Source organism: Vreelandella aquamarina (genome assembly GCF_044805175.1).
Lineage (GTDB): Bacteria > Pseudomonadota > Gammaproteobacteria > Pseudomonadales > Halomonadaceae > Vreelandella > Vreelandella aquamarina_B.
In genome coordinates, this window is sequence record NZ_CP085232.1 from 2,421,938 (window position 1) to 2,441,937 (window position 20,000).

At 55.7% G+C, this 20,000-nt stretch carries 19 protein-coding genes and 1 riboswitch; of the genes, 5 read left to right on the forward strand and 14 right to left on the reverse strand.

The genetic code is table 11. From position 1 onward, the window contains the following. Positions 1 to 55 precede the first annotated feature (55 nt). The 4 genes from LG300_RS11360 to LG300_RS11375 form a co-directional block, all read right to left on the reverse strand. Positions 56 to 625 carry a DJ-1/PfpI family protein gene (locus LG300_RS11360; protein WP_404375423.1) on the reverse strand — a complete coding sequence of 190 codons (570 nt, stop codon included), beginning with the start codon at positions 623 to 625 and terminating at the stop codon, positions 56 to 58. 221 nt (positions 626 to 846) lie between these two features. Further along, on the reverse strand, positions 847 to 2,961 hold the full coding sequence (locus LG300_RS11365; RefSeq protein ID WP_404375424.1) for a methyl-accepting chemotaxis protein: 2,115 nt from the start codon (positions 2,959 to 2,961) through the stop codon (positions 847 to 849). 40 nt (positions 2,962 to 3,001) lie between these two features. Further along, entirely contained in the window at positions 3,002 to 4,207 is a 1,206-nt protein-coding gene (locus LG300_RS11370) for an ABC transporter substrate-binding protein (protein ID WP_404375425.1), read from the reverse strand. Positions 4,208 to 4,261: 54 nt separating this feature from the next. After that, the gene (locus LG300_RS11375; RefSeq protein WP_404375426.1) at positions 4,262 to 4,873 is read right to left on the reverse strand and encodes a flavin reductase family protein; all 612 of its coding nucleotides are present in this window, start codon (positions 4,871 to 4,873) and stop codon (positions 4,262 to 4,264) included. Positions 4,874 to 4,991: 118 nt separating this feature from the next. Here LG300_RS11375 and LG300_RS11380 point away from each other — a divergent pair, with 118 nt between their 5' ends. The 3 genes from LG300_RS11380 to LG300_RS11390 all read left to right on the forward strand — a co-directional run bounded on the left by LG300_RS11380 (position 4,992) and on the right by LG300_RS11390 (position 6,720). After that, positions 4,992 to 5,939, forward strand: coding sequence for a D-2-hydroxyacid dehydrogenase family protein (locus tag LG300_RS11380; RefSeq protein ID WP_404375427.1), 948 nt, complete (start codon positions 4,992 to 4,994; stop codon positions 5,937 to 5,939). Positions 5,940 to 6,011: 72 nt separating this feature from the next. Further along, positions 6,012 to 6,428: an alternative ribosome rescue aminoacyl-tRNA hydrolase ArfB gene (arfB, locus tag LG300_RS11385; RefSeq protein ID WP_404375428.1), complete on the forward strand. Its 417-nt coding sequence runs from the start codon at positions 6,012 to 6,014 to the stop codon at positions 6,426 to 6,428. An 82-nt stretch (positions 6,429 to 6,510) separates the two neighbouring features. Next, on the forward strand, positions 6,511 to 6,720 hold the full coding sequence (locus LG300_RS11390; protein ID WP_404375429.1) for a DUF1289 domain-containing protein: 210 nt from the start codon (positions 6,511 to 6,513) through the stop codon (positions 6,718 to 6,720). A 47-nt stretch (positions 6,721 to 6,767) separates the two neighbouring features. Here LG300_RS11390 and LG300_RS11395 read toward each other — a convergent pair whose 3' ends face one another. After that, positions 6,768 to 7,811, reverse strand: a complete 1,044-nt coding sequence (locus tag LG300_RS11395) for a proline racemase family protein (protein WP_404375430.1) — start codon at positions 7,809 to 7,811, stop codon at positions 6,768 to 6,770. An 11-nt stretch (positions 7,812 to 7,822) separates the two neighbouring features. Further along, complete coding sequence (locus LG300_RS11400) at positions 7,823 to 9,004, reverse strand: zinc-binding dehydrogenase (protein WP_404375431.1); 1,182 nt, start codon at positions 9,002 to 9,004, stop codon at positions 7,823 to 7,825. 234 nt (positions 9,005 to 9,238) lie between these two features. Between LG300_RS11400 and LG300_RS11405 the strand changes: the two genes are divergently transcribed. Continuing rightward, on the forward strand, positions 9,239 to 10,417 hold the full coding sequence (locus tag LG300_RS11405) for an MFS transporter (RefSeq protein ID WP_404375432.1): 1,179 nt from the start codon (positions 9,239 to 9,241) through the stop codon (positions 10,415 to 10,417). On the opposite strand, the gene LG300_RS11410 is transcribed toward LG300_RS11405, so the two are convergent. The 3 genes from LG300_RS11410 to LG300_RS11420 all read right to left on the reverse strand — a co-directional run bounded on the left by LG300_RS11410 (position 10,414) and on the right by LG300_RS11420 (position 13,577). After that, positions 10,414 to 11,382 carry a magnesium transporter CorA family protein gene (locus LG300_RS11410; protein WP_404375433.1) on the reverse strand — a complete coding sequence of 323 codons (969 nt, stop codon included), beginning with the start codon at positions 11,380 to 11,382 and terminating at the stop codon, positions 10,414 to 10,416. The genes LG300_RS11405 and LG300_RS11410 overlap by 4 nt on opposite strands. Before the next feature lie 49 nt (positions 11,383 to 11,431). Continuing rightward, positions 11,432 to 12,829 carry a sodium:solute symporter gene (locus LG300_RS11415; RefSeq protein ID WP_404375434.1) on the reverse strand — a complete coding sequence of 466 codons (1,398 nt, stop codon included), beginning with the start codon at positions 12,827 to 12,829 and terminating at the stop codon, positions 11,432 to 11,434. Further along, a riboswitch (TPP riboswitch) is annotated at positions 12,819 to 12,921 on the reverse strand. It overlaps the preceding gene by 11 nt. 62 nt (positions 12,922 to 12,983) lie before the next feature. Further along, positions 12,984 to 13,577 (reverse strand): peroxidase-related enzyme, encoded by a 594-nt coding sequence (locus tag LG300_RS11420; RefSeq protein WP_404375435.1) that lies wholly within the window; start codon positions 13,575 to 13,577, stop codon positions 12,984 to 12,986. A 175-nt stretch (positions 13,578 to 13,752) separates the two neighbouring features. Here LG300_RS11420 and LG300_RS11425 point away from each other — a divergent pair, with 175 nt between their 5' ends. Further along, entirely contained in the window at positions 13,753 to 14,448 is a 696-nt protein-coding gene (locus tag LG300_RS11425) for a hypothetical protein (RefSeq protein WP_404375436.1), read from the forward strand. 64 nt (positions 14,449 to 14,512) lie between these two features. On the opposite strand, the gene LG300_RS11430 is transcribed toward LG300_RS11425, so the two are convergent. From LG300_RS11430 to LG300_RS11450, 5 genes are all read right to left on the reverse strand, one after another. Beyond that, positions 14,513 to 16,009 carry a CoA-acylating methylmalonate-semialdehyde dehydrogenase gene (locus LG300_RS11430; RefSeq protein ID WP_404375437.1) on the reverse strand — a complete coding sequence of 499 codons (1,497 nt, stop codon included), beginning with the start codon at positions 16,007 to 16,009 and terminating at the stop codon, positions 14,513 to 14,515. Between the two features lie 201 nt (positions 16,010 to 16,210). Further along, positions 16,211 to 17,476, reverse strand: coding sequence for a TRAP transporter large permease (locus tag LG300_RS11435; protein ID WP_404375438.1), 1,266 nt, complete (start codon positions 17,474 to 17,476; stop codon positions 16,211 to 16,213). After that, on the reverse strand, positions 17,473 to 18,009 hold the full coding sequence (locus LG300_RS11440) for a TRAP transporter small permease (protein WP_404375439.1): 537 nt from the start codon (positions 18,007 to 18,009) through the stop codon (positions 17,473 to 17,475). The genes LG300_RS11435 and LG300_RS11440 overlap by 4 nt, the downstream gene beginning before the upstream one ends. A 43-nt stretch (positions 18,010 to 18,052) precedes the next feature. Beyond that, a complete protein-coding gene (locus LG300_RS11445) occupies positions 18,053 to 19,039 on the reverse strand; it encodes a TRAP transporter substrate-binding protein (protein ID WP_404375440.1) in 987 nt (328 codons plus the stop codon). Between the two features lie 160 nt (positions 19,040 to 19,199). After that, positions 19,200 to 19,907 carry a DUF3581 family protein gene (locus LG300_RS11450; RefSeq protein WP_404375441.1) on the reverse strand — a complete coding sequence of 236 codons (708 nt, stop codon included), beginning with the start codon at positions 19,905 to 19,907 and terminating at the stop codon, positions 19,200 to 19,202. Positions 19,908 to 20,000: the final 93 nt, after the last annotated feature.

Consider the following 20,000-nt stretch of genomic DNA (forward strand, 5'->3'; position numbering starts at 1 on the left):
GTTGGCGTATTGCGCGCCCAGCAAACTGGGCGCGCATCTGAGCTATACCGCGACACTACTTATTCAGTAGCGCCATAAACTGCGCTAGCCAGGCGGGGTGGGCAGGCCACGCGGGGGCGGTCACCAGGTTGCCGTCGGTCACGGCTTCCGTCACTTCGATATTAGCAAACCGGCCACCGGCCAACTCAACCTCCGGCTGGCAAGCGGGGTAAGCCGAGCACTGTTTGCCCTCCAGCACTTTAGCGGCGGCCAGCAGCTGAGCACCATGACAAATCGCCGCTACCGGTTTCTGGGTATCAAAAAAGTGCTTTACCATCGCCAGTACTTCTTGATTCAGCCTCAGATACTCTGGCGCACGGCCACCTGGCACGACCAAGGCGTCATAATCAGCGGGATTAACGTTGGCAAAGTCCGCATTTAGCGCAAACCGGTGCCCTGGCTTTTCAGTGTAGGTTTGATCGCCTTCAAAATCATGAATGGCTGTAGCAACAGTGTCCCCCGAGGCTTTACCGGGGCAAACTGCATCTACTTGGTGCCCCACCGCCATCAGCGCCTGAAAGGGCACCATGGTTTCGTAATCTTCGGTGAAGTCGCCGGTAATCATTAGAATACGCTTGCCGCTCATCTCCGTTCTCCTTGTGATTGTGTTGAGGTGGAGCACACGCCACGGGCGTGTTTATTGAGACTAGCAAGGGCCACACTCTGGCGGGTAGTACGCCTTTACTACACAGCGCAATATTATGTCTTGAGGGGTAGACCTACAGGCAGATAGGGGAATAGCGAACACCACCGGGTGTTCGCTATCGCCTGTGCAAGAGCCGTTTTTAAAGCATCGGCCTTTCAGCGTTAGGTTAAGCGTGCCACATCATTTTTGGCAGGCAATGTGGCATGGCGCTTCCCAGGAGGATGGTTAACGTTGAAGCGGCTCACCAAGGTTTGCATATCACTTGCACGTTCATCCAGGGTATGGCTAGCACTGGCTGCATCCTGTACCAAGCGGGCGTTTTGGTGCGTCACTTGATCAAGCTGCGAAATGGCCCGATTGATTTGCTCAATACCCGTTGACTGCTCTTTTGTGGCATCCGCAATCTCCGTCACGTAACGAGTGACTTCAGCGAGGCTGTTTATAATATCTTGCAGATGATGGCTAGAGGCAGTGACTAACTGCTCACCTTCGCTCACTTTCTGCACGCTATCGTCCACCAAGTGGCGAATTTGAGCGGCCTCCTCCGCGCTGCGTCCTGCCAGTTTACGTACTTCCTGGGCCACAACCGCAAAACCACGCCCCTGCTCGCCTGCCCGGGCGGCTTCTACCGAAGCGTTCAGAGCTAACAGGTTCGTCTGGAAAGCGATATCGTCAATGGCTTTGATAATCGAGGTGATCTTTTCACTCGCCTGCCGAATATCGCTCATCGCCGCCGTGGTGCGCTTGGCAACATCCCCCGCAGAGCGGGCACGCTCATCGACACTACCACTCGCTCCTTTGGCTTGGTCGGCATAATCGGCAGTCTGTTTTACCGTGGCGGTAATCTGCTCCAGACTAGAGGCTGTTTCGGCCAGCGAAGCCGCCTGCTGGTCGGTCCGCTGAGATAGGTTTTCATTCCCTGCGGCAATCTGGCGACTGCTGGTGGCAATCGATTCAGCGCTCTCACGAATTTGCGCCACCATGCCTTCAAAAGTGTCCATCATCCGGTTAAAGGCTTGTGCGGCCTGGCCAACCTCGTCGTTGCGCTCTAGCGCTAAGCGCATGGAGAGGTCCGCATTTTCGCCAGCAGCGCCGCTAATGTTCTCCATTTGACGCCGCATTGCCACTAGCGGGCCTAGCACTCGGACCAGGGTACGCCAACCGAAAATAGCGAGTACGACGATAACGCCTAACGTCACCAACATCAGCAGCGTACGCCCTGCATTCGCTAGAGCTTGTGCTTCATCGCTAGCATTTGCCGCCTGCTCAACCGTGTAAGCTTCGATATTATTCAGTGCTCCACGCATTTGCGTGGTGGCCTGGGCCACATCGGCCAGAGCAGCTTGCACTTGGGCACCTAGCGCTAGCTGCTGCTGGCGCAGTGCATAGACAGAATCTGCATCCTCAACCATCAGGCCATTCAGCTCAACGATGACCGCATCAAGCTGCTTAATCATTTCACGCTGAACAAAGGTCGTATCCGGTGCCTCTGCGATAGTCGCTAACGATTGGCGCGCTAGCGACACTTGCTGAGCGATGTGGTTGCTATGCAGGTTGACCAGCGCATCCACGCTATCCACCTGCATCATCTGGCGCCCTAAATCGGAAAGGGCGGCTACTGCCATGCGTGCGTTGCTACTTAGCCGCCCGACATCTACCTGTGCGTCAAAGATGCGATCCAGTAGCCGCGTCGGCAGCGTGGTCGTTCCCTCCTGCCGCCAGGCTTCCACTAGCGCACGCTGGATGCGCGCTTCACGCACTTCGGCAAGTGCCGTGCGGCCCGCAATATCTTCGGCACTGCGCATCACATTGGTAATGGCGGCTTCCATTTGGATGATTTGCTCGGCCATTTGCGCCTTCAGGCTCAGCGTATCGTGGCGCACTCGCTCTAGCGCCTCGTCACCTGATAAGAGCATTTGGTAGTCGTTATCCAGCGCAGCCAGCTGGTCTGCTGCTCCCGTCTGTTCAATACGCGCAAGCCCTGCTCGCGCCTGGGCATAGCGATCTTCTAAGGCGCTGCGAGGCGTAACATCTGACAACGCTTGTGGATCTTCAGCCGCCAGCAAATCAGCATGCCGCTGCCCAAAAGCGCCCATCGTCAGCACCATGCTACGACTAGCATCCTGCAGGGGCAGCACTTCATCGGTAATAAATTGCTGAACATTAATTAACCGCTGGTTGGTCATCCAGCCCGTTCCCGCTAGCACAATAGCGCCCAGCACCGCAGCGACAAATAGGCTAATCAACATAGCACGGATACTTATGGTCTTTTTCATTAGGGTCGTTCGCCGTGTCAGAGATAATGCAAACAGGGAGTTACTGGGCTATGTTGGCCCAATCCACCGGCACGAACTGGCCGTTTTGGATAACCGTAGGCCACACAGCATCACTTGCTTGGTGGTCATTCGGGCCCAAAGTAAGCGGCTCCCCAACACCTATATCTATGCTGCCAAGGCTTAATAAGCCATCTACTATTGCTTCACGGTCGGGATTGCTACCTGCGGCTTTAACTCCCTCCACAAACAGTTTGGCCGCAAGGTAGCCCTCTAGGGAGATAAAGTCAGGGACGGCGTCAGGGGCATATTCCGTCAGCGCTTGGCGATACTCTGCTACCGCAGGAAGATCAGCATCCAACGGCGGTACCACTTGGGTCACAATAACGCCTTCTGCGCGCGAACCCAGGGCCTCTAGCAGCGCCTGACTGCCCACAAACGAGACATTAAGGAAAAGGGTATCCGGCAGGTCTTGCCGGGCTTCGCGGATAAAATCTGCGGCAGGGCCGAACGTACCCACAATGATGACCGCACGTGGCGTGACTGGTGCTTGGAGGATCGTCGCTAAGCCCTGGTGAATATTTCGAGTTCCACGGGTAAATCGGCCATGCACCAAGCTAGCCGTATCAGAGAACCCTCGTGCTTGTAGGGCGCTTATTGCACCGTTATAGCCCGCATCGCCAAAACTATCGTTCTGGGTGAAAAAAGCGATTTCATTTGGCTGAATTCCCGCCGCAAGCAGCCCATCCACCATGGCAGCGGTCTCTTGCACGTAGCTTGCTCGGTAGTTGATCACATAGCGGTCAGGCGGCGAACGGCGCAGAATCCCTGCACCGGTAAACGCGCCAAATAGCAGCGTCTCGGCCTGATTATAAATGGGGATGGTGACCGCCGCGGTCGGCGTTCCCACATTACCAACGGCCGCCAGTATCTTCTCATCGCTGACTAAGTCGCGGGTGTGCTTGGCAGCCTGTAGCGGCACATATTGATCATCGTAAGCTTTTAACGCCAACGGATTGCCATTAACTCCCCCTTCAGCATTTATCTTGGAAAAGTAAGCTTGGATCCCCTGCTGCATACCGATACCTAACGGAGCAGCCCCCCCACTTGACGGGGCGACGATACCTACCGTGAGCTCTGCCTGAGCTAGAGGTGCCGCTAACAGCCCGACTATGAATGGCCATGCCTTTAAACGCCGCATCGTGTTCCCCCACCCCATGGTGCTTTTTTCTAATATCGGCGAAAGCATATACGACTTACGCCTAGACAGCCTTAAACAGAATGTAATAAAACGTGTCACGTTCTACATAGGGCGTTTAAGCGCAAATCGGTCGGTAATGCGGACATAATCACTACCTGCTAAGCGACCTATGGGTTGAAGCGTTTCCATGTTCACATGGTGCCCATCCCAAACGTCATCACCCGCATGTATCGCCACTATTTGTACCAATACAAGGCTTCCTGATAATGGCCGTTCACCAAAACGAATGATATCCACCAGTTTGCAACCAAATGCCACCGGTGCTGCTGCTATCCGCGGTACGCTCACGCCTGGCATGGCGGCTTTTTCCAGCCCCGCCAGGACAAACTCATCCTCTTCTCTTGGTAGGCTCGCGCTGGTGGTGTTTAACGCCTCAATAAGCCTTTCCGTACCTACATGCACCACACACTCTTCCACTTCATTTAAGTTTCGCAGGGTATCTTTTGGCTGGGCATTGCCATCCAACAATGGCGAAAAAGCCAAGACAGGAGGATCCACACTGGCAATATTGAAAAATGAGAATGGCGCAAGATTCGCGTTGCCGCGTTTATCCTGAGTCGCCACCCAGGCGATAGGCCGTGGGCATACGCTGCCAGATAGCAGGCGGTACAGCACGCCAGCACTCAGTGGCGCTGTCTCTAGCAAGACTTCCATGGGCGCTCCTTTTGGAAAATATGTGGAGGTACTATGTTGTGGCGCTCTACCGCTTTGTGACGCTCTACTCTACTTTACGTTTTGCCACTCATCAGGCTGCCTAGCAAGGAAACGGACTATGAATATTGTCATTCCAGATGACTATCAGGATTGTGTGCGAGGCCTTGACGCATTTGCACTGCTTCATGACCATCAGGTCACGCTATATAACGATACGGTTAGCGAGCTAGACGCCCTGGTCGAGCGCTTTAGAGAAGCGGATGCGTTAGTGCTGATACGCGAGCGGACGCCCATCACGGCGGACCTGCTGGAGCGACTGCCCAAGCTAAAAGTGATCAGCCAGACCGGGGGCGGCGTCGCCCATGTGGACCTTGACGCCTGCCGCCGCCATGGCGTGACGGTGATGACCGGAAAAGGCTCCCCCTATGCCGCCGCTGAGCTCACCTGGGGGCTGGTATTAGCAGCAATGCGGCATATTCCCGAGGAGGTTGATAACCTAAAGGCAGGCCGTTGGCAGCGTACTTTAGGCACAGGGCTGAAAGGACGCACGCTGGGCATTTTCGGCTACGGCAAAATCGGCAGCCTAGTCGCACGCTATGGCCAGGCCTTTGAGATGAAGGTTCTGGTCTGGGGGCGCGAAGGCACCCGCCAGCGCGCTAAGGAGGCCGGATTAGCAGTGGCAGAGAGCCAAGAAGCCCTGTTTGCACAGTCGGATGTGCTGAGCCTGCACCTGCGCTTGAATGAGGCTACCCAAGGCATTGTCACCGCAGCCCACCTTGCACTCATGAAACCAACCGCCCTGCTTGTGAATACCAGCCGAGCGCCGTTAATCGCGCCAGGCGCGCTTGAAGCTGCATTAAAAGCGGGCCAACCGGGCCGTGCGGCAGTGGATGTCTTTGACGAAGAGCCGCTGATTAACCACCCACTGTTAGCACTGCCGAATCTCACCGCTACCCCCCACCTCGGCTATGTAGAAAAAGATAGCTACGAGCTCTATTTCCACGATGCGTTTAGCAATTTGCTGGCCTTTGAAAGGGGTCAGGCGGTCACTAATTTAGCGAAGTAGCAGAGCCGACGGCCGTCGCCTCCCTGACAAATGTGCTAGCCTACTACGCCACAGACGACACAGAGGAACTGAATGCTCACTATTTCCAATAGCGTCAGCGTGGCGGAGTGGGAAATTGATATTAGCCAAATTCGCGCCCAGGGCGCTGGCGGCCAGAACGTGAATAAAGTCGCTTCTGCCGTGCACCTGCGTTTCGATATTCAGCGCTCCACCCTACCCGCGATCTATAAAGAGCGCTTGATGGCTCTCTCCGACCAGCGCATCAGTAAAGAGGGCGTGGTGATTATCAAAGCCCAAAGCTACCGCACCTTAGAGCTGAATAAAGAGGATGCGTTAAACCGCCTGCGGGCATTGCTTCAGAGCGTGGCGAAACAACCAAAAGCGCGCCGCCCCACCAAGCCCACCAAAGGCTCGCAGCGGCGACGGGTGGACCATAAAACCCGCAAGGGCAAAATTAAGTCGCTACGCGGCAAAGTCCCGATGGGCTAAAAAGTCACGATGGGCTAAAAAGTAGGCTTCCTATTCCTTAATCTAACGACGTAATTGACCAACACTCAATGACCAAGACACCATGACAACGACGATAGCGACTGCAAACCGCCCTTTATCGCCCTGTATTCAGGTCTGTCGAATAGAGCCGAGCACGGCGATATGCCAAGGCTGTGGCCGCACGCTAGATGAAATTGCCTGCTGGGGAAGTATGACCGAGGCCGAAAAGGCCCCGGTCTGGGAACGCATTGAGCAGGAAGGGTATGTTAGAGGCGGTGAGACTACCGATTGAGCTACTTACTCGCCCAACATTCCTCGCTCAACACTCCTCACTCAACATTATTCGCTGTGGCGGTCGCTCAGGATATGGTGAAGTTCACCACAAGCCACCATTGGGTCGTCGCAGTTAATCACAATCTTGGAATCCGCCAGCACATAGCTGCGCCCGGTAATGGTGTTCTCCACTACTTGGTAGGCGCCCTCTTGGTGAGTGCCTGTAAAGGTGCCGATAAACCCGGTTTCCCGCAGCGAGACCGTTTCCAGCTTATCGCCCAGCTTTAACCGCCCTTCATAATTCATCAGCGCTAGCCGTGCCGAGGTGCCGGTGCCTGTCGTGCTGCGGCAGATAACACCAGGATGCACATAGGTGGTCGAGCGGGAGCGGACGTAGCCTTCGGCTACCTGCTCTTCAGGCCCCATAAAGTGCAAAAATGGCAGCGGCCCTACATCCCCCAAGGTGTAGTGGGAGAAGCCACGCTGCGCCTGGATCGCCTCAACGATTTTATAGGCGCAGTCGGAAAGCGCCTGCTCTTCATCGCGCACCAGCTTAAAGCCCAGCTCTTCTGCATCCACTAGCGCGTAAAAACCGCCGCTATAAGCCACCGAGTAGGTCACTTCACCGATCCCCGGCACTTGGATCGTATCTCGATAGGTGTCGATATAGCTGGGCAAACCTTCACACGTGACCGATTCCACCACGCCGTTATGCACGCGGGCTTCAATTTGCACCAGCCCCGCAGGCGCTTCCAACTTAAAGCGCTGGATGCCCTCCTGCTTCGGCACAATACCGGTTTCCAGCACGGCGGTGGCCGTACACAGGGTGTTGGAGCCAGAGTAAATCGGGTAGCCCATTACTTCCATAATGATATACCCCGCCACGGCTTCTGGGTCTGTGGCGGGAACCAGCAAGTCCACCGACATCTCAGGAATGCCGTAAGGCTCTTCCAACAGTAGCCGCCGAAGACCGTCAGCATCATCGCGCAGATACTCCATCTGCTGACGAACCGTAGCGCCAGGCAGCTTATCAATACCGCCAGTGACAATACGGCTGACATCGCCGCCCGCATGGGTGTCCAACAATTGAATCGTATGGAGGTTCTTCACAAACCTGCCTCCTAGGCAGTGGTAAGGGCAAAAGGTGCGCCGTGGGCATCCCACTGGGCATCGGGAACAATCACGATTTTACCCAGGTAGTTACTGCCACGATTTACAAAATAGCGTTCGGCATCATGCAGCTCAGAGAGCTTAAAGGCGCCATGCAGAACCGGTTTAAGTTCGCCACTGCGAATCCAGGCAATCAGCTGCTCCGCCTCTTCCCGGGTACCGTGGGACACACCGAAAATCTGCACTTGATACAGATAAATGCGGGTCCACATGATTTCACTGATATTGCCGCCGCTGGCACCGGCAATCGAGAGCCTTGGGTAGGTGGCACGGCTCTGCATGTCGCCAATCATGGTGTCGATGAAGAGGTCGGTCATTTCACCGCCCACTAGGTCCATCACCGCATCAATCGCTTTACCGCCGGTTTCCGCTAGCACACGCTCGACAAACGTTGGCAGATCGCCACGGTCAATCACGGCTTCCGCACCCAGAGCACGCAGTGCATCCGCTTTATCCAACTGGCTGACCGCATAGGGAATCGCTCCAACAATACGGCATAGCTGAATCAGCGCTGTTCCTACCCCACCGCTGGCGCCGCTGACCAATACCCGCTCGCCTGCGCACACGTTGGCGGCAGTCATCATGTGGTAGGCCGTTTGATAGGAGCACATGCCCATAGCGGCCAGCTCAGCATCATGCAGCTCTGGGTTAGCAACGTGGTGGAATTGATCGGCGGGCACCGCGATGTAGTCGGCATAGCCGCCATCGGCACCGTGGCCGTAGTAGTCCGGCGTCAGGTTGATGTCACGGCGCTCATCGGCATAGATATTGAAATCCAGCAGGCCGCGCTCACCAATACGCCGCTCATCAACGCCTTCGCCTACCGCAACAATGCGCCCGGCCACATCCGCTCCCTGAATGCGTGGGAACGTTAAGGTTGGCGAACCGCCCATGGCAAATGAGGTCACTTCCTCTTTGCCCTTCGTGGGGTACAGCCCTTCCCGTGCTTTGCGGTCGGTGTTGTTTTTCGCGGTGGCCGTTACCTGAACCAACACTTGGCCAGGTCCTGGCTGCGGCGTTGGCACATCTTGTCGATACTGCAAAGCATCGACATCACCGTGGCCGGTTAATAGCATTGCCGACATGGTTGCCGGAATAGGGGTCGCGGGGGCATTGTGCTGCGTTTCGGCCATGGGCTGGCTCCTTGTTAGTGTATAAGCCGCGACAATAACAAACGCCATGCAAGGTTCAAGATATTAATAGGTTTAAAGTGCCAGAAATTTCAACGCACTAGCCAAATACCGGTATATTTTTGAGCCATTCGGTTTCTTATGGCAGTGCGTCAACTTTTCGCCAATGGTAGCGAGCACTAAAAACCGTCAAGCTAACGTCGCAGTAGCGCCTCTCAGACCCTACCAAGGAACGGTATGCTTCACTTCACCTCTGCGTATCATCGTCGACTTACCTGGACCTATTTTGGGCTGTTTATTGCTATAGGCATGACGGGTGGGCTACTTGGTCCTGCTCTCCCCCATTTAGCGGCATCAAGCGGCTCGTCAATGAGCCAGATTGCCGTGCTGTTTACCGCCCGGGCGGTGGGCAATATGAGTGGTGCTATCGTCACGGGGCTGCTGATGGATCGCTTTAACGGCCATCGCGTGCTGTTAATGATGGGTATCCTGGCGGTGGCAGGACTCGCCTTGGCACCGCTTAGCCCACTCCTGGTGCTGTTAACGCTGCTATTCATGCTACTGGGGTTTGCGGAGGTATCGCTCAACGCAGGGGGGAATACGCTGCTGCTATGGCTACACCGCGATGCGGCGGGCCCTAACGTGAGCGCGCTACACTTCTGCTTTAGCTTCGGCAATATGCTCACGCCATTGATTATGATTGCTGCGCTCTCACTGACCGGGCAGTTTCATCTTACGTTTTGGATTGTGGCATTAAGCGTGGCCGCCATGCTGTGGCCACTGTCACGCTTTGCCAGCCCCACTATGCCCGCCGTGGATCCTAACCCGGAAACCGTAACCGCGCTTAAACACCGCGACACGCTGCTGCTGGGGATATTTATGTTGCTGTTCTCCCTTTATGTCGGCGTGGAGATTACCTTTGCTGGCTGGGTCACTGCCTATGGAACACTGTCGGGCCTGGCCACCGAGCAGGCGGCGCTGCTCGCCACCCTATTCTGGTTGGCGCTCTCTGCTGGCCGTTTGCTGGCCATTCCCCTGCTGCGTGTCTGCACGCCGTGGCACGTGTTAGCGGGCTGCGTGGCGCTAGGCTTGACGGCGGCTGGCGGCTTACACCTGGGTTGGCTTCCGTTGAGTGCGGGCGCACTGCTGTTCGGGCTTTCGGCCTCTGCCTTTTTTCCGACACTCTTTGCGCTGTGCAACCAATCCATGGCCATGCGTGGGCGCACTACCGGCGCTATTTTTACCGCTGCAGGCAGCGGTGCGCTGATTATTCCCTCTTTAACAGGCCCACTGCTGGATGTCGCCGGAGCGCGAGCGTTTCCTATTTTATTGGCCGGGCTGTGGCTCCTTATCGCGCTAGGCCTGTGTTTGCTGGCTTATCGTTTACGCCAGCTTACCGCTCGGCAGGGGCTTTAGAACCACTTTTTGCGCTTAAACAGCCAAATTAAGCTTCCACCAATTCCCAGCATGGCTCCCCACACAAAGAAGTAGCCATATTGATAGCTAAGCTCTGGCATATACTCGAAGTTCATGCCGTAAATCCCAGCAATAAATGTCAACGGGACAAAAATGGCGGTAATCACCGTCAAAACACGCATCGTGATGTTTAACTGGTGGGAGGAAATAGAGATATAGCCATCCACCAAATCACCGCAAATGTCATAGTACATTTGTGTCAGCGTGTAGAGGCGCTCAAACCGCTCCTCCACATCGGTAATCGCGTGTAGGGTTTCACTCTCTCCTCTGGGCAAGTGGGCGTAGTCATACGCCGTTAGCTCTTGGGTAATGCCCTTGTGGTAACTAAAGATGCGGCGCATTTTCACTAGCCGCGAGCGGTAAGTCGTAATTTTCCGCATCAACACGTCGTTGCCGTTTTCCAGCAGCTCGTCTTCAAGGTCGCTGAGTTCCGTTTCAAACTCCAGCAGGCTATCAATATAGAAACCTGCCGAGGTATACATCACTTTTAATGCCACCTGCTCCGGCGAGAGCGCCAGCAGAGCTTTACCTTGGTCACTCAGCAAACGCTCAATACTCAGCGCTTCTCCAGGGTGGAGCGTCACTAGAAATCGCTCACCGATAAAAAAGCAGATTTGCTGGGGTACAAAGTTTAACTGGGCATCAAACGATGAAATACCTCGATAAATAATTAGCGTATGGTTTTCAAACTCCTCGATCTTTGGCGGGTGGCGCTCCTTGTGTGCGTCTTGAATGGCCAAGGGATGACACTCAAACCGCTCTAACACCTCACGCTCCTGCGCTTCCCCCTCCCCTTTCATATCGACCCACAAATGGGCGGTAGGCATTGCTTCCCACTCATCAATCAGACGCGTATCGCCTTCTCGTGCGTCGCCTTCTGGGGTCGTTAATATGCAACGAATCATCTTCTTCCCTGGGTTCGTTAAGGGTTGGGGGTGTTAAGCATTGGGATGATTAACTATTAGGCGCGATATTTTTTGGCAAACGGCGTCCTGCAGTGAACGCTAACACCAGGCTCACCGCAGTCGAAAGCAGCAACGCCCCAACAAATGGCCCCAGCGTAGGCACGCTGCCTGGAAAGGTGGCCGCCATAATGCCAGCACTCAAACTTCCCTGGCTCACCCAGCCGGGTAATACGGCACCGCATAACCCCCCTAGACCGCCGCCTATCGCCGCTATCGGTGTCATACGCTGCCATAAGCCAAGCAGTACCGGCACAACGATAGCCGCACATAGTAAATCAGCAATGAGAAATAGGCGGAGCACCGAAAGACCTTGTAACGCAATCACAATCACCGGAATCATCAGCGCTACCGTTATCCAGCGGGCAGTATTCAGCGCACGAGGATGGTCGCCACGACCTGCCCATAGCGAAGCAATACCATTTTGCAACGTATCGACGCTGGAGGTGACCAGAGTGACAGCAAGTACCAGCGAAGGTAGCGTAATCCACACGGGAGCATCACTTAACAGAGCAAAAAACGGCATGGGCGGTTCGCCTAGGCTAATGCCACTCATAGCAGCCATCATACCTACACCACCAATCACCATAATCACCAACACCGTCATACCACCGCCTAACCACGCGCCGCGCCCAAGACTTTCGTTATCTTTAGCGGCCCACACTCGCTGCCAGTACCCTTGGTGAAATAGATTGGCGGCAGTGACGGCAATCACGAGTGTTAACGCCACACTAAGCGAACTGCTCAAGGGCAAGGAAGGCAGCACCGCCGTATTCGGCATCGTCGGCAGTCGCCACAACGTTACGCTGGCCACGACGAGTAATAGCCCCAGCAGTAGCCACGCCTGCCAGCGGTCAGTCGCTAAGCTGGCGCGCAGGCCCCCCATCACGGTGTACACCAGCGTTGTTAAGGCAACACCAATAATCACCAGTGCAGGCGATACATCGGAAAGCAGTGCGGTAATGGCGCCAATGGCCGTCAGCTCTGCCGCCAAAAAACAGCCCATATAGGCCACCGAGACGAGCGCCACAAAGCGGCGCACACCTGGGCCATAGCAGGCCTCGGCAAACTCAGCAATACTGCGCCCTTCAGGCAGCGCTCGGCGTATCTTTGGCCCATAAAGTCCAAGCACGATAAAGGGAAGCGCCGAGCCCAGGGCATAGCCCAACAGCGCCACAGGGCCAACAAAAGCACCAATCTCAGGCGGGGCAAACAGAATCCAGGCGCCCATCCCAGAGGCTAAAAAAGACAGCCCAAGCGTAGAGGCAGCTTGCGAGTTGCGCGCGGTGACATAGTCATCCAGCGAACTTCCCCCAAAGCGTGCCCGAAGGCCTAAAAAAGCAAAGCAGCAGAGCGCTGCGCCTAGCACAGCAGACGTTAGGTATGGCATGTCGCGCTTCCTCCGCCGGTACAAGCCGGATCAGGTTCCAGGGTCTGCGGTTACGCATTCTCAGCCTATTTAGGGCTCCCCTGGCGACAGTGAATGAAGGCGCTATCCTCAATGAAAGTAGCGCCTTAGTAAAGTCTTACGCTATTTTGTGTGCCTACTCGTCAGGCTTTTTCGGCACGCGCCCCATCAGGTAGAACTCTGGGTTAGGCGGCGTTCCCGCTAAGGTAACTAAGCGATTTGACATTCCGAAAAACGCCGCGATAGCGCCAATATCCCAGCAGTCGTCTAAGGTAAAGCCCACTTCTTCTAAGCGAGCTTGCCACTGCGGCGAAAACTCCCCTAGTTCGATGGCACTATGCAGCGCAAAATCGAGCATTCGACGATGGCGTTCGCTCAGCCCGGCTACGGTGTGATTAATGGCAATATTATCGGCCAGCAGTGGGTCTTTACTATAAATGCGCACCAGCGCACCATGAGCCACTACACAGTACAGGCAGCGATTGCGGGCGCTGGTGGCAACGACAATCATCTCCTTTTCAGCTTTTGTCAGCGTGTCAGAGACACGCTCCATCAGGGCATCGTGGTAGGCAAAAAAGGCACGAAACTCCTCAGGGCGATGGGCCAACATCAGAAACACATTAGGCACAAATCCCGCTTTTTCCTGAACCGCCAACATGGCGTCTCGGATATCACTTGGCACATCATCCAGCGTTTCAGGAAGTTTAAAGCGGCTAATAGCAGCAGACATATTCACACCTTTTTTGTTGTTTGCGTGATAGGAAAAGTACGACTGAGCTAGCTGGTAACAAATTGCTAACTAAAGAGTCTTTCATTACGCGTTAACGCTCGCCATACTCTAAATTATTGAGTGTTATAAGAGCCGCACGCTATAAGCAAAGCGGTGTACTAATAGGGAAACCACCATGACATACTCCGAAGCTAAAGAGCACACGCCAGGGCGTTTGCACGAGCTTTTCGCCGACCCTTACCGTGCGTTCGAAAACGATACGGATGAGCGGCAGCTGCATATCCGCGTTATGCTTCATACGCTGCTGGCACGCCCTATGCAGCGCGGGCAGGTGACCCTACGCGTCATTCATGGCTGGGAGAACGGCGGCTTTGAGCCATCTGACCTGCAGCATGCTGATTATGCGCTACACAGCTTAGATGACTTCCACACTGCCGTGGAGTGCTTTACCACCGCCGCCCGGCAAAATATTCCGCTCCCTGCCGATAACACAGCCATCTTGGCTGCTCCGCTTGCCGATGCCATCGCAGGCGCCGAAGCGGAAGGCAAAATGCTGACAGACGATATTATTGAGACGCCAGCACGCTGGCCTGCGTTTGATGGTGGATTAGCCCTCTATACGCTATTTAAGATGTATCACCGCCTGGTTTACGGCGAAGATGACAGTTACCGCTGCTCGCAGTGCGAGACACCACATGGCCCCCGTGAAATACATGAGTTTCATCTGGAAGAAGGAGAGTTCGCGTTGCTGGTACCAATGGCAATGAGCGAGCAGCACGATGCTCCCTACCTGCTAGTACTTCATGAGAGCCAGCTTGAACCCATTGAGCAGCTACTCAACGAAAGCCTGCCTCTGTTTGATCGTTTTTAGTACCGCTCGGCTGCGCCTCCTCCGTTGATACGGAAGAGGCGCGCATCTCACTTGGGTTTATCACTTATAGCGATATGGTGCTATTAATACCGCTAGAGACGTTTTCAGGCTCGAACCAGCGTGCCGTGACGGTCTTGGTTTGCGTCCAGAAAGCAATCGCCTGCTTCCCGTTGGGGCCTAAGTCACCCAGTTTGGACGCCCGTGAACCGGTAAAGCTGAAGTAAGCAACGGGCACAGGAATCGGCACGTTGATACCAATTTGACCAACGTCAATATCCGTTTCAAAGCGGCGAGCCACCCAGCCGGAGTTGGTGAAGATCGACGTACCGTTGCCATTGGGGTTGGCGTTAATAAAGTCGATGGCATCATCCAATGTCTCCACATTGACCACACATAGCACTGGGCCGAAAATCTCTTCCCGGTAAATGGTCATATCCGCTGTGACATCGGCAAATAGCGTTGGCCCTACAAAGTTACCCTCCGGGTAACCATCCACCGTATAGCCACGGCCATCCACCAGGAGTGTTGCTCCCTCTTTTTCACCGGCGCTGATTAAGCGCTCAACCCGTTCTTTCGCCTGGGGCGATACCAATGGTCCGAGATCCGCATCGCGCTGGGTGCCTGGCCCTACTTTCATGCCACGAGCACCGGCTTCAATATCTTTTATCCACTCACGAGCTTCACCCACCAGTACCACTACTGAGTTAGCCATACAGCGCTGCCCTGCCGCCCCAAAGGCAGACCCTAACAGGCTATCAATGGCTTGGCTGCGGTTAGCGTCCGGCATAACGACACAGTGGTTTTTGGCCCCCATCATCGCCTGCATCCGTTTGCCTGCCGCCGCGGCACGGTTGTATAGCAGCGAGCCGACATGAGTCGAGCCGATAAACGACAGCGCCTTGATATCCTGGTGGTCAGCAATTTGATTCGCTACATCCGGACCACCGTGCACCACGTTTAACACGCCAGCGGGAATGCCCGCTTCATGGGCTAGCTCGACTAGCCGCATGGTAGAGCTCGGGTCCTGCTCGGAGGGTTTCAATACAAAGGTGTTACCCGTGGCAATAGCCAGCGGGAACATAAAGCAGGGCAGCATAATCGGGAAGTTAAATGCCGTAATACCCGCGCCCACGCCTAACGGCTGGTGCATGGTATAAACATCTACCTCGTTCGCTGCGTTTTCCGCCAACTCGCCTAGCTGCAGCGAGGTAATAGAACAGGCGTGCTCTACTACTTCTAACCCACGGCCTACTTCCCCCTCGGCATCAGGCAGGGTTTTACCGTGCTCTTCGGTAATCAGTGCCGCAAGCTCTGCGGTATTCTCACGAATAAGGGCCTGAAGCTTGAGCATAATGCGCATACGCTTGCCCAACGGCACCTTACGCCACTCCTTAAACGCCGTTTTGGCGCTGGCAATGGCACGCTCAACCTCTTCCGCTGTACAGAACGGAACGCGAGCCACTACCTCTTGGGTGGCCGGGTTAACAACGTCCCGCCACTCCTGGCTTTGCGACATGACTGGCTGGCCATCGATATACATGGGTATTTCGCGAACGGACATGATGCTATTCCTCATGGTTGTGTTTGTTATTCGATTTAATAGAGAGCCTGTAGGGTATATCAGCAAGTTAACGTAAACGTCAATTATTGCAAAGTAGGAGGCACCTTTTTTCTCATAGAGGCGCTCCAAGCAAAGAATAGACGTAGAACTGGGTTGCCCAGGCAACAGCGCGGCCAAGCTGCGCTGTTGCCTGCTAGGCTTCTAACGCCGGACCAGCCCGTCGGTTAGCCAAGGCAGCCACGCCAGCAGCACTAATGTAACGAGAGTGGCTAGCAAAAAGGGCAACAGCGCACGGAAGATTTTTAGCGGCGGCGCGCCGGTCATGGAAGAGGCAATGAACAGCCCCGCCCCCACCGGTGGGGTGAGTAGGCCCATCACCAGCGTCAGGCAGACCACCACACCAAACTGGTAGGGGCTAATCGCAAACTGGCTTTGAGCGATGGGCATTAAAATAGGCACCACCAGAATCAGCGCGGCAATGCCGTCAATTACCATGCCAACCAGCAGCAGGGCCCCAATCACCAGCAGCAGAAACAGAAACGGGCTGCTGGTCAGTGCGGCAATCCACTCAGCGGCCATCTGCGGCAGCTGCTCGTAGATCACTACCCAGCCAAACACGCCTGCCGCCGCAATCAGCATAATTACCAGCCCAGCGTTGATCGCCGTGCGGGTAAGTACCTGGGGGAGCTGCGTCAAACGCAGGTCGCCATACACAAAGCGGCCCATCAATAGCGCCGCCAGCGAAGCAAGCGCCGCCGACTCCGTGGGCGTGGCAATGCCCAGTAAAATGCCGCCGATGATAATCACCGGTATCAACAGCGCGGGCATGCCCCACAGCGCATCGTGCAGCGCCTGTTGGCGGCGGGGCCACTCCCCTTTCGGGTATTGCTGCACCAGACCCACCAGGGCGATGACCACAAAAAAGCTCGCCCCCAATAACAGCCCCGGCAGCAGCCCGGCGATAAACATCTCTGCAATGGGCACCTGAGCCATCACCCCAAACAGTACAAATAGCATGGAGGGCGGAATAATTGGTGACAGCAGCCCACCGGCCGCCGTAATTGCCGCGCTATAGGGGGTGTCATAACCTTCCTGCTCCATCGCAGGCACCATGGCGCGGGACATAATGGCAATTTGTGAAGCCGCCGAGCCAATAATTGCCGCCATCATCATATTGGCGACCAGGTTGATATAGGCCAGGCCACCGCGAAAGCCACCCACCAGAATTCGCGCCAGGGCTATCAAGCGCTTGGTCAGCCCGCCTTCGTTCATCAGCTCCCCGGCCAGCATGAATAGCGGAATCGCCAGCAGGCCGTAGCTTTCAATCGCGCTAAACAGTTGCTGCGGGTAGGAATCGAACAGCACCGTATTGCCAGAGGCCTGGATATACCACATCGCCGTGAGCGCCAGCACCAGCGCAATGGGCACCGCTCCCAGTAGCAGCAGTAAGAACACCGCGACCGTCATACCCGCCCCCTTAATGCCATTAGCGATTGCGTCAGGTTCGCCACGCCGTGCAGGCTTAGCGAGAGCGCAAACCAGGGCACGATCAGCCACGCCCAGAACTTTTTAATGCCCAGGGTGGAGGTGTTTTCCGCATAGATGAAATTGAACGTTTGCCCCTGAAACGCCCGGGTATCGAAGCCGGTTTGGGCCAGCGTCAGCGGCTGGTACCAGCGCCAGCAGAGCCATACCAGCAGCAGGGCAAACAGCAGCACCATGGCATCCACCGCCACGCCCACCAGCCTTCTACCCGTTGGCGGCAGCAGGTCGCTCACCAGCGTCACTGCGATGCCCTGGCGGCGTTTCAGCACCGCCCCGGCAATTAAAAAGGTCATCCAGATCATGGCGTAAATCGCCAGTTCACTGATCCAGTAAAGCGGGCTGCCCAGCGCGCGAAAGGCGATATTGGTGAGGATTAAACACGTCACCGCCGCTGCCAAGGCAGCGGCGGTGATCTCTTCACAGCGGGCAAGCCCTTTGGAAAGGCGTTGCAACATGATGATTAAAGGCCTTTATCAACGGCTTATTTGGCGTTAAGGGTTACTCGTCGCGCAGGCGGTCCGCCTCGGCGCGCAGAGTTTCCAGCATAGGCGCTTTCGGTGCCCAAATGTTTTCCCACTCAGCAATCGCCTCGGAGAAGAACTCGGCATCGGCTTCGACGATATTGATGTCCAGCGCGCGGATCTCCTCTTCCTGGGCGGCGTCCATCTCCTCAAAACCGCTCAGTACGTTCTCCAGGTGCTCGGCCATGGCAGTATCGATCAGCTCGCGGTCTGCCTCAGAGAGTTCGCGCCACACCCGACCAGACACCACCCCCACCATCGGGAACATCATGTGGTTGGAGATCAGCAGGTTATCCGCTTGCTCGTAGAATTTCAGAATCAGAATCGAGTCGAAGTCCATATCGATGGCGTCGACCTGGCCATTCGCCAACGCATCGTACACTTCCAGCAGAGGCATGGGCGCAGGAGCGGCGCCAGTGGCGGTGTAGAAGTCGCGGATCGGCTCGAAGGGGGTAATACGCAGCCGCTGACCCTGCAGATCTTCAGCGCTTTCAATGGGGCTGCGGCTCAATACTTGGCGCATGCCCACCATGCCGTAACCTACCCCAACAAGGCCCACGCCTTCCGGCATTAAGTCGAGCAGTTCACCGGCGGCATCGGAGCGCAACAGGCGCGCCGCGTGGTTCACGTCATCGACCAGATACGGCGCATAAAGCGCGCCAAAATCGGGTATGCGATTGGAGATTTCGGCAATGGTTAGAAAGGCCATGTCCAGCGCGCCGGTTTGCAGCTGCTGCACCATTTGCGCTTCGTTACCTAGCTGCTGAGCAGGAAACACGCTCACGCTATGCTCGCCGCCTGAGCGCTCATTTAGCGTTTGCGCAAACGCTTCGGCTTCGGTGGACCACAGATGCTGGGGCGGAGTAATAAGCCCCAAGCGGAAGTCACGCGCCTGGGCGCTAACAGAGGACACCGCCAGGGCGGCTGCGGCGCAGGCAAGCGTCAGCGTTTTGATTCGGTTCATGCAAAGCCTCGTTGTCCAGCCAAAGCGCCTTGCAGCGCTTTGGGTGTTTTTTTAATTAGTCGGCTTTGAGAATACCCTAGCAGTTGCGTTAATGGCACCCGCCATTGCGCTAACGCACCATCCTGCTAGCCACTTACCGGCAGGGCTACCAAGCAGTGAGTTACGCTGCTTCGTAGGCGGCTTTCAAACGGTAAAACTCATCGACAATCGCGGCCATTTCAGTGGCGTCGTAGTCGCATAGTCCGCTCACTACCAGCTTCTTAGAACCCACGCCCACCGCTTCACCGGCCGACTCAATGGAGAACTCCAGCAGCGCATCGGCGCGCTTGCCCTGCACATCCAGAGATGACTGGGTGAGCGCCAGGTTGGGCGAAAACCCGTCTAAGCGCTCAAGGCAGAAGCCCATGCTGTCGTAGATCACCAGCGGGCGCTTGGGGTTAAACATCACCCCATGCTCCTCCATCAACGGCTTGAGGTAGTGGGGGAAGTTTTTCCCTGAAAAAGCCACATAGCAGCGGGCAAACCCTTCAACCACCGTTTCATCCCGGGTAATGTCGCCACTACGCACCACCTGTAAATAGCACTTACCACTCTCGTCACAGACGTGAATATCGCCATTATTGGCTTCACTGAACTTGAGCGGTGTATCAGCACCCACCATATTGGTGAAGCGAAATTCCATTTGCCGCGACAGCCCGAATTTCACCAGTACCAGTGTAAATAGCAGGTCGCCGGGCACACAGAAACGCCGCGCATCCGGGTTATGAATCGGGTTGTAGTCACCGGCCACGCCTTTAGCGAAGCGGCTGGCCTGCTCAGCGGAGATCACTACATACTCTCCGCGCTGCGCGTAATAATCCTTGAACATGGCTTTGCTGCCTGCCTAGCGTTGAAATAGAAAACCCATAACTGCTCCAAGGCGCGCATAATGCCATAAAACACGCGCCAACAGGAGTCATCT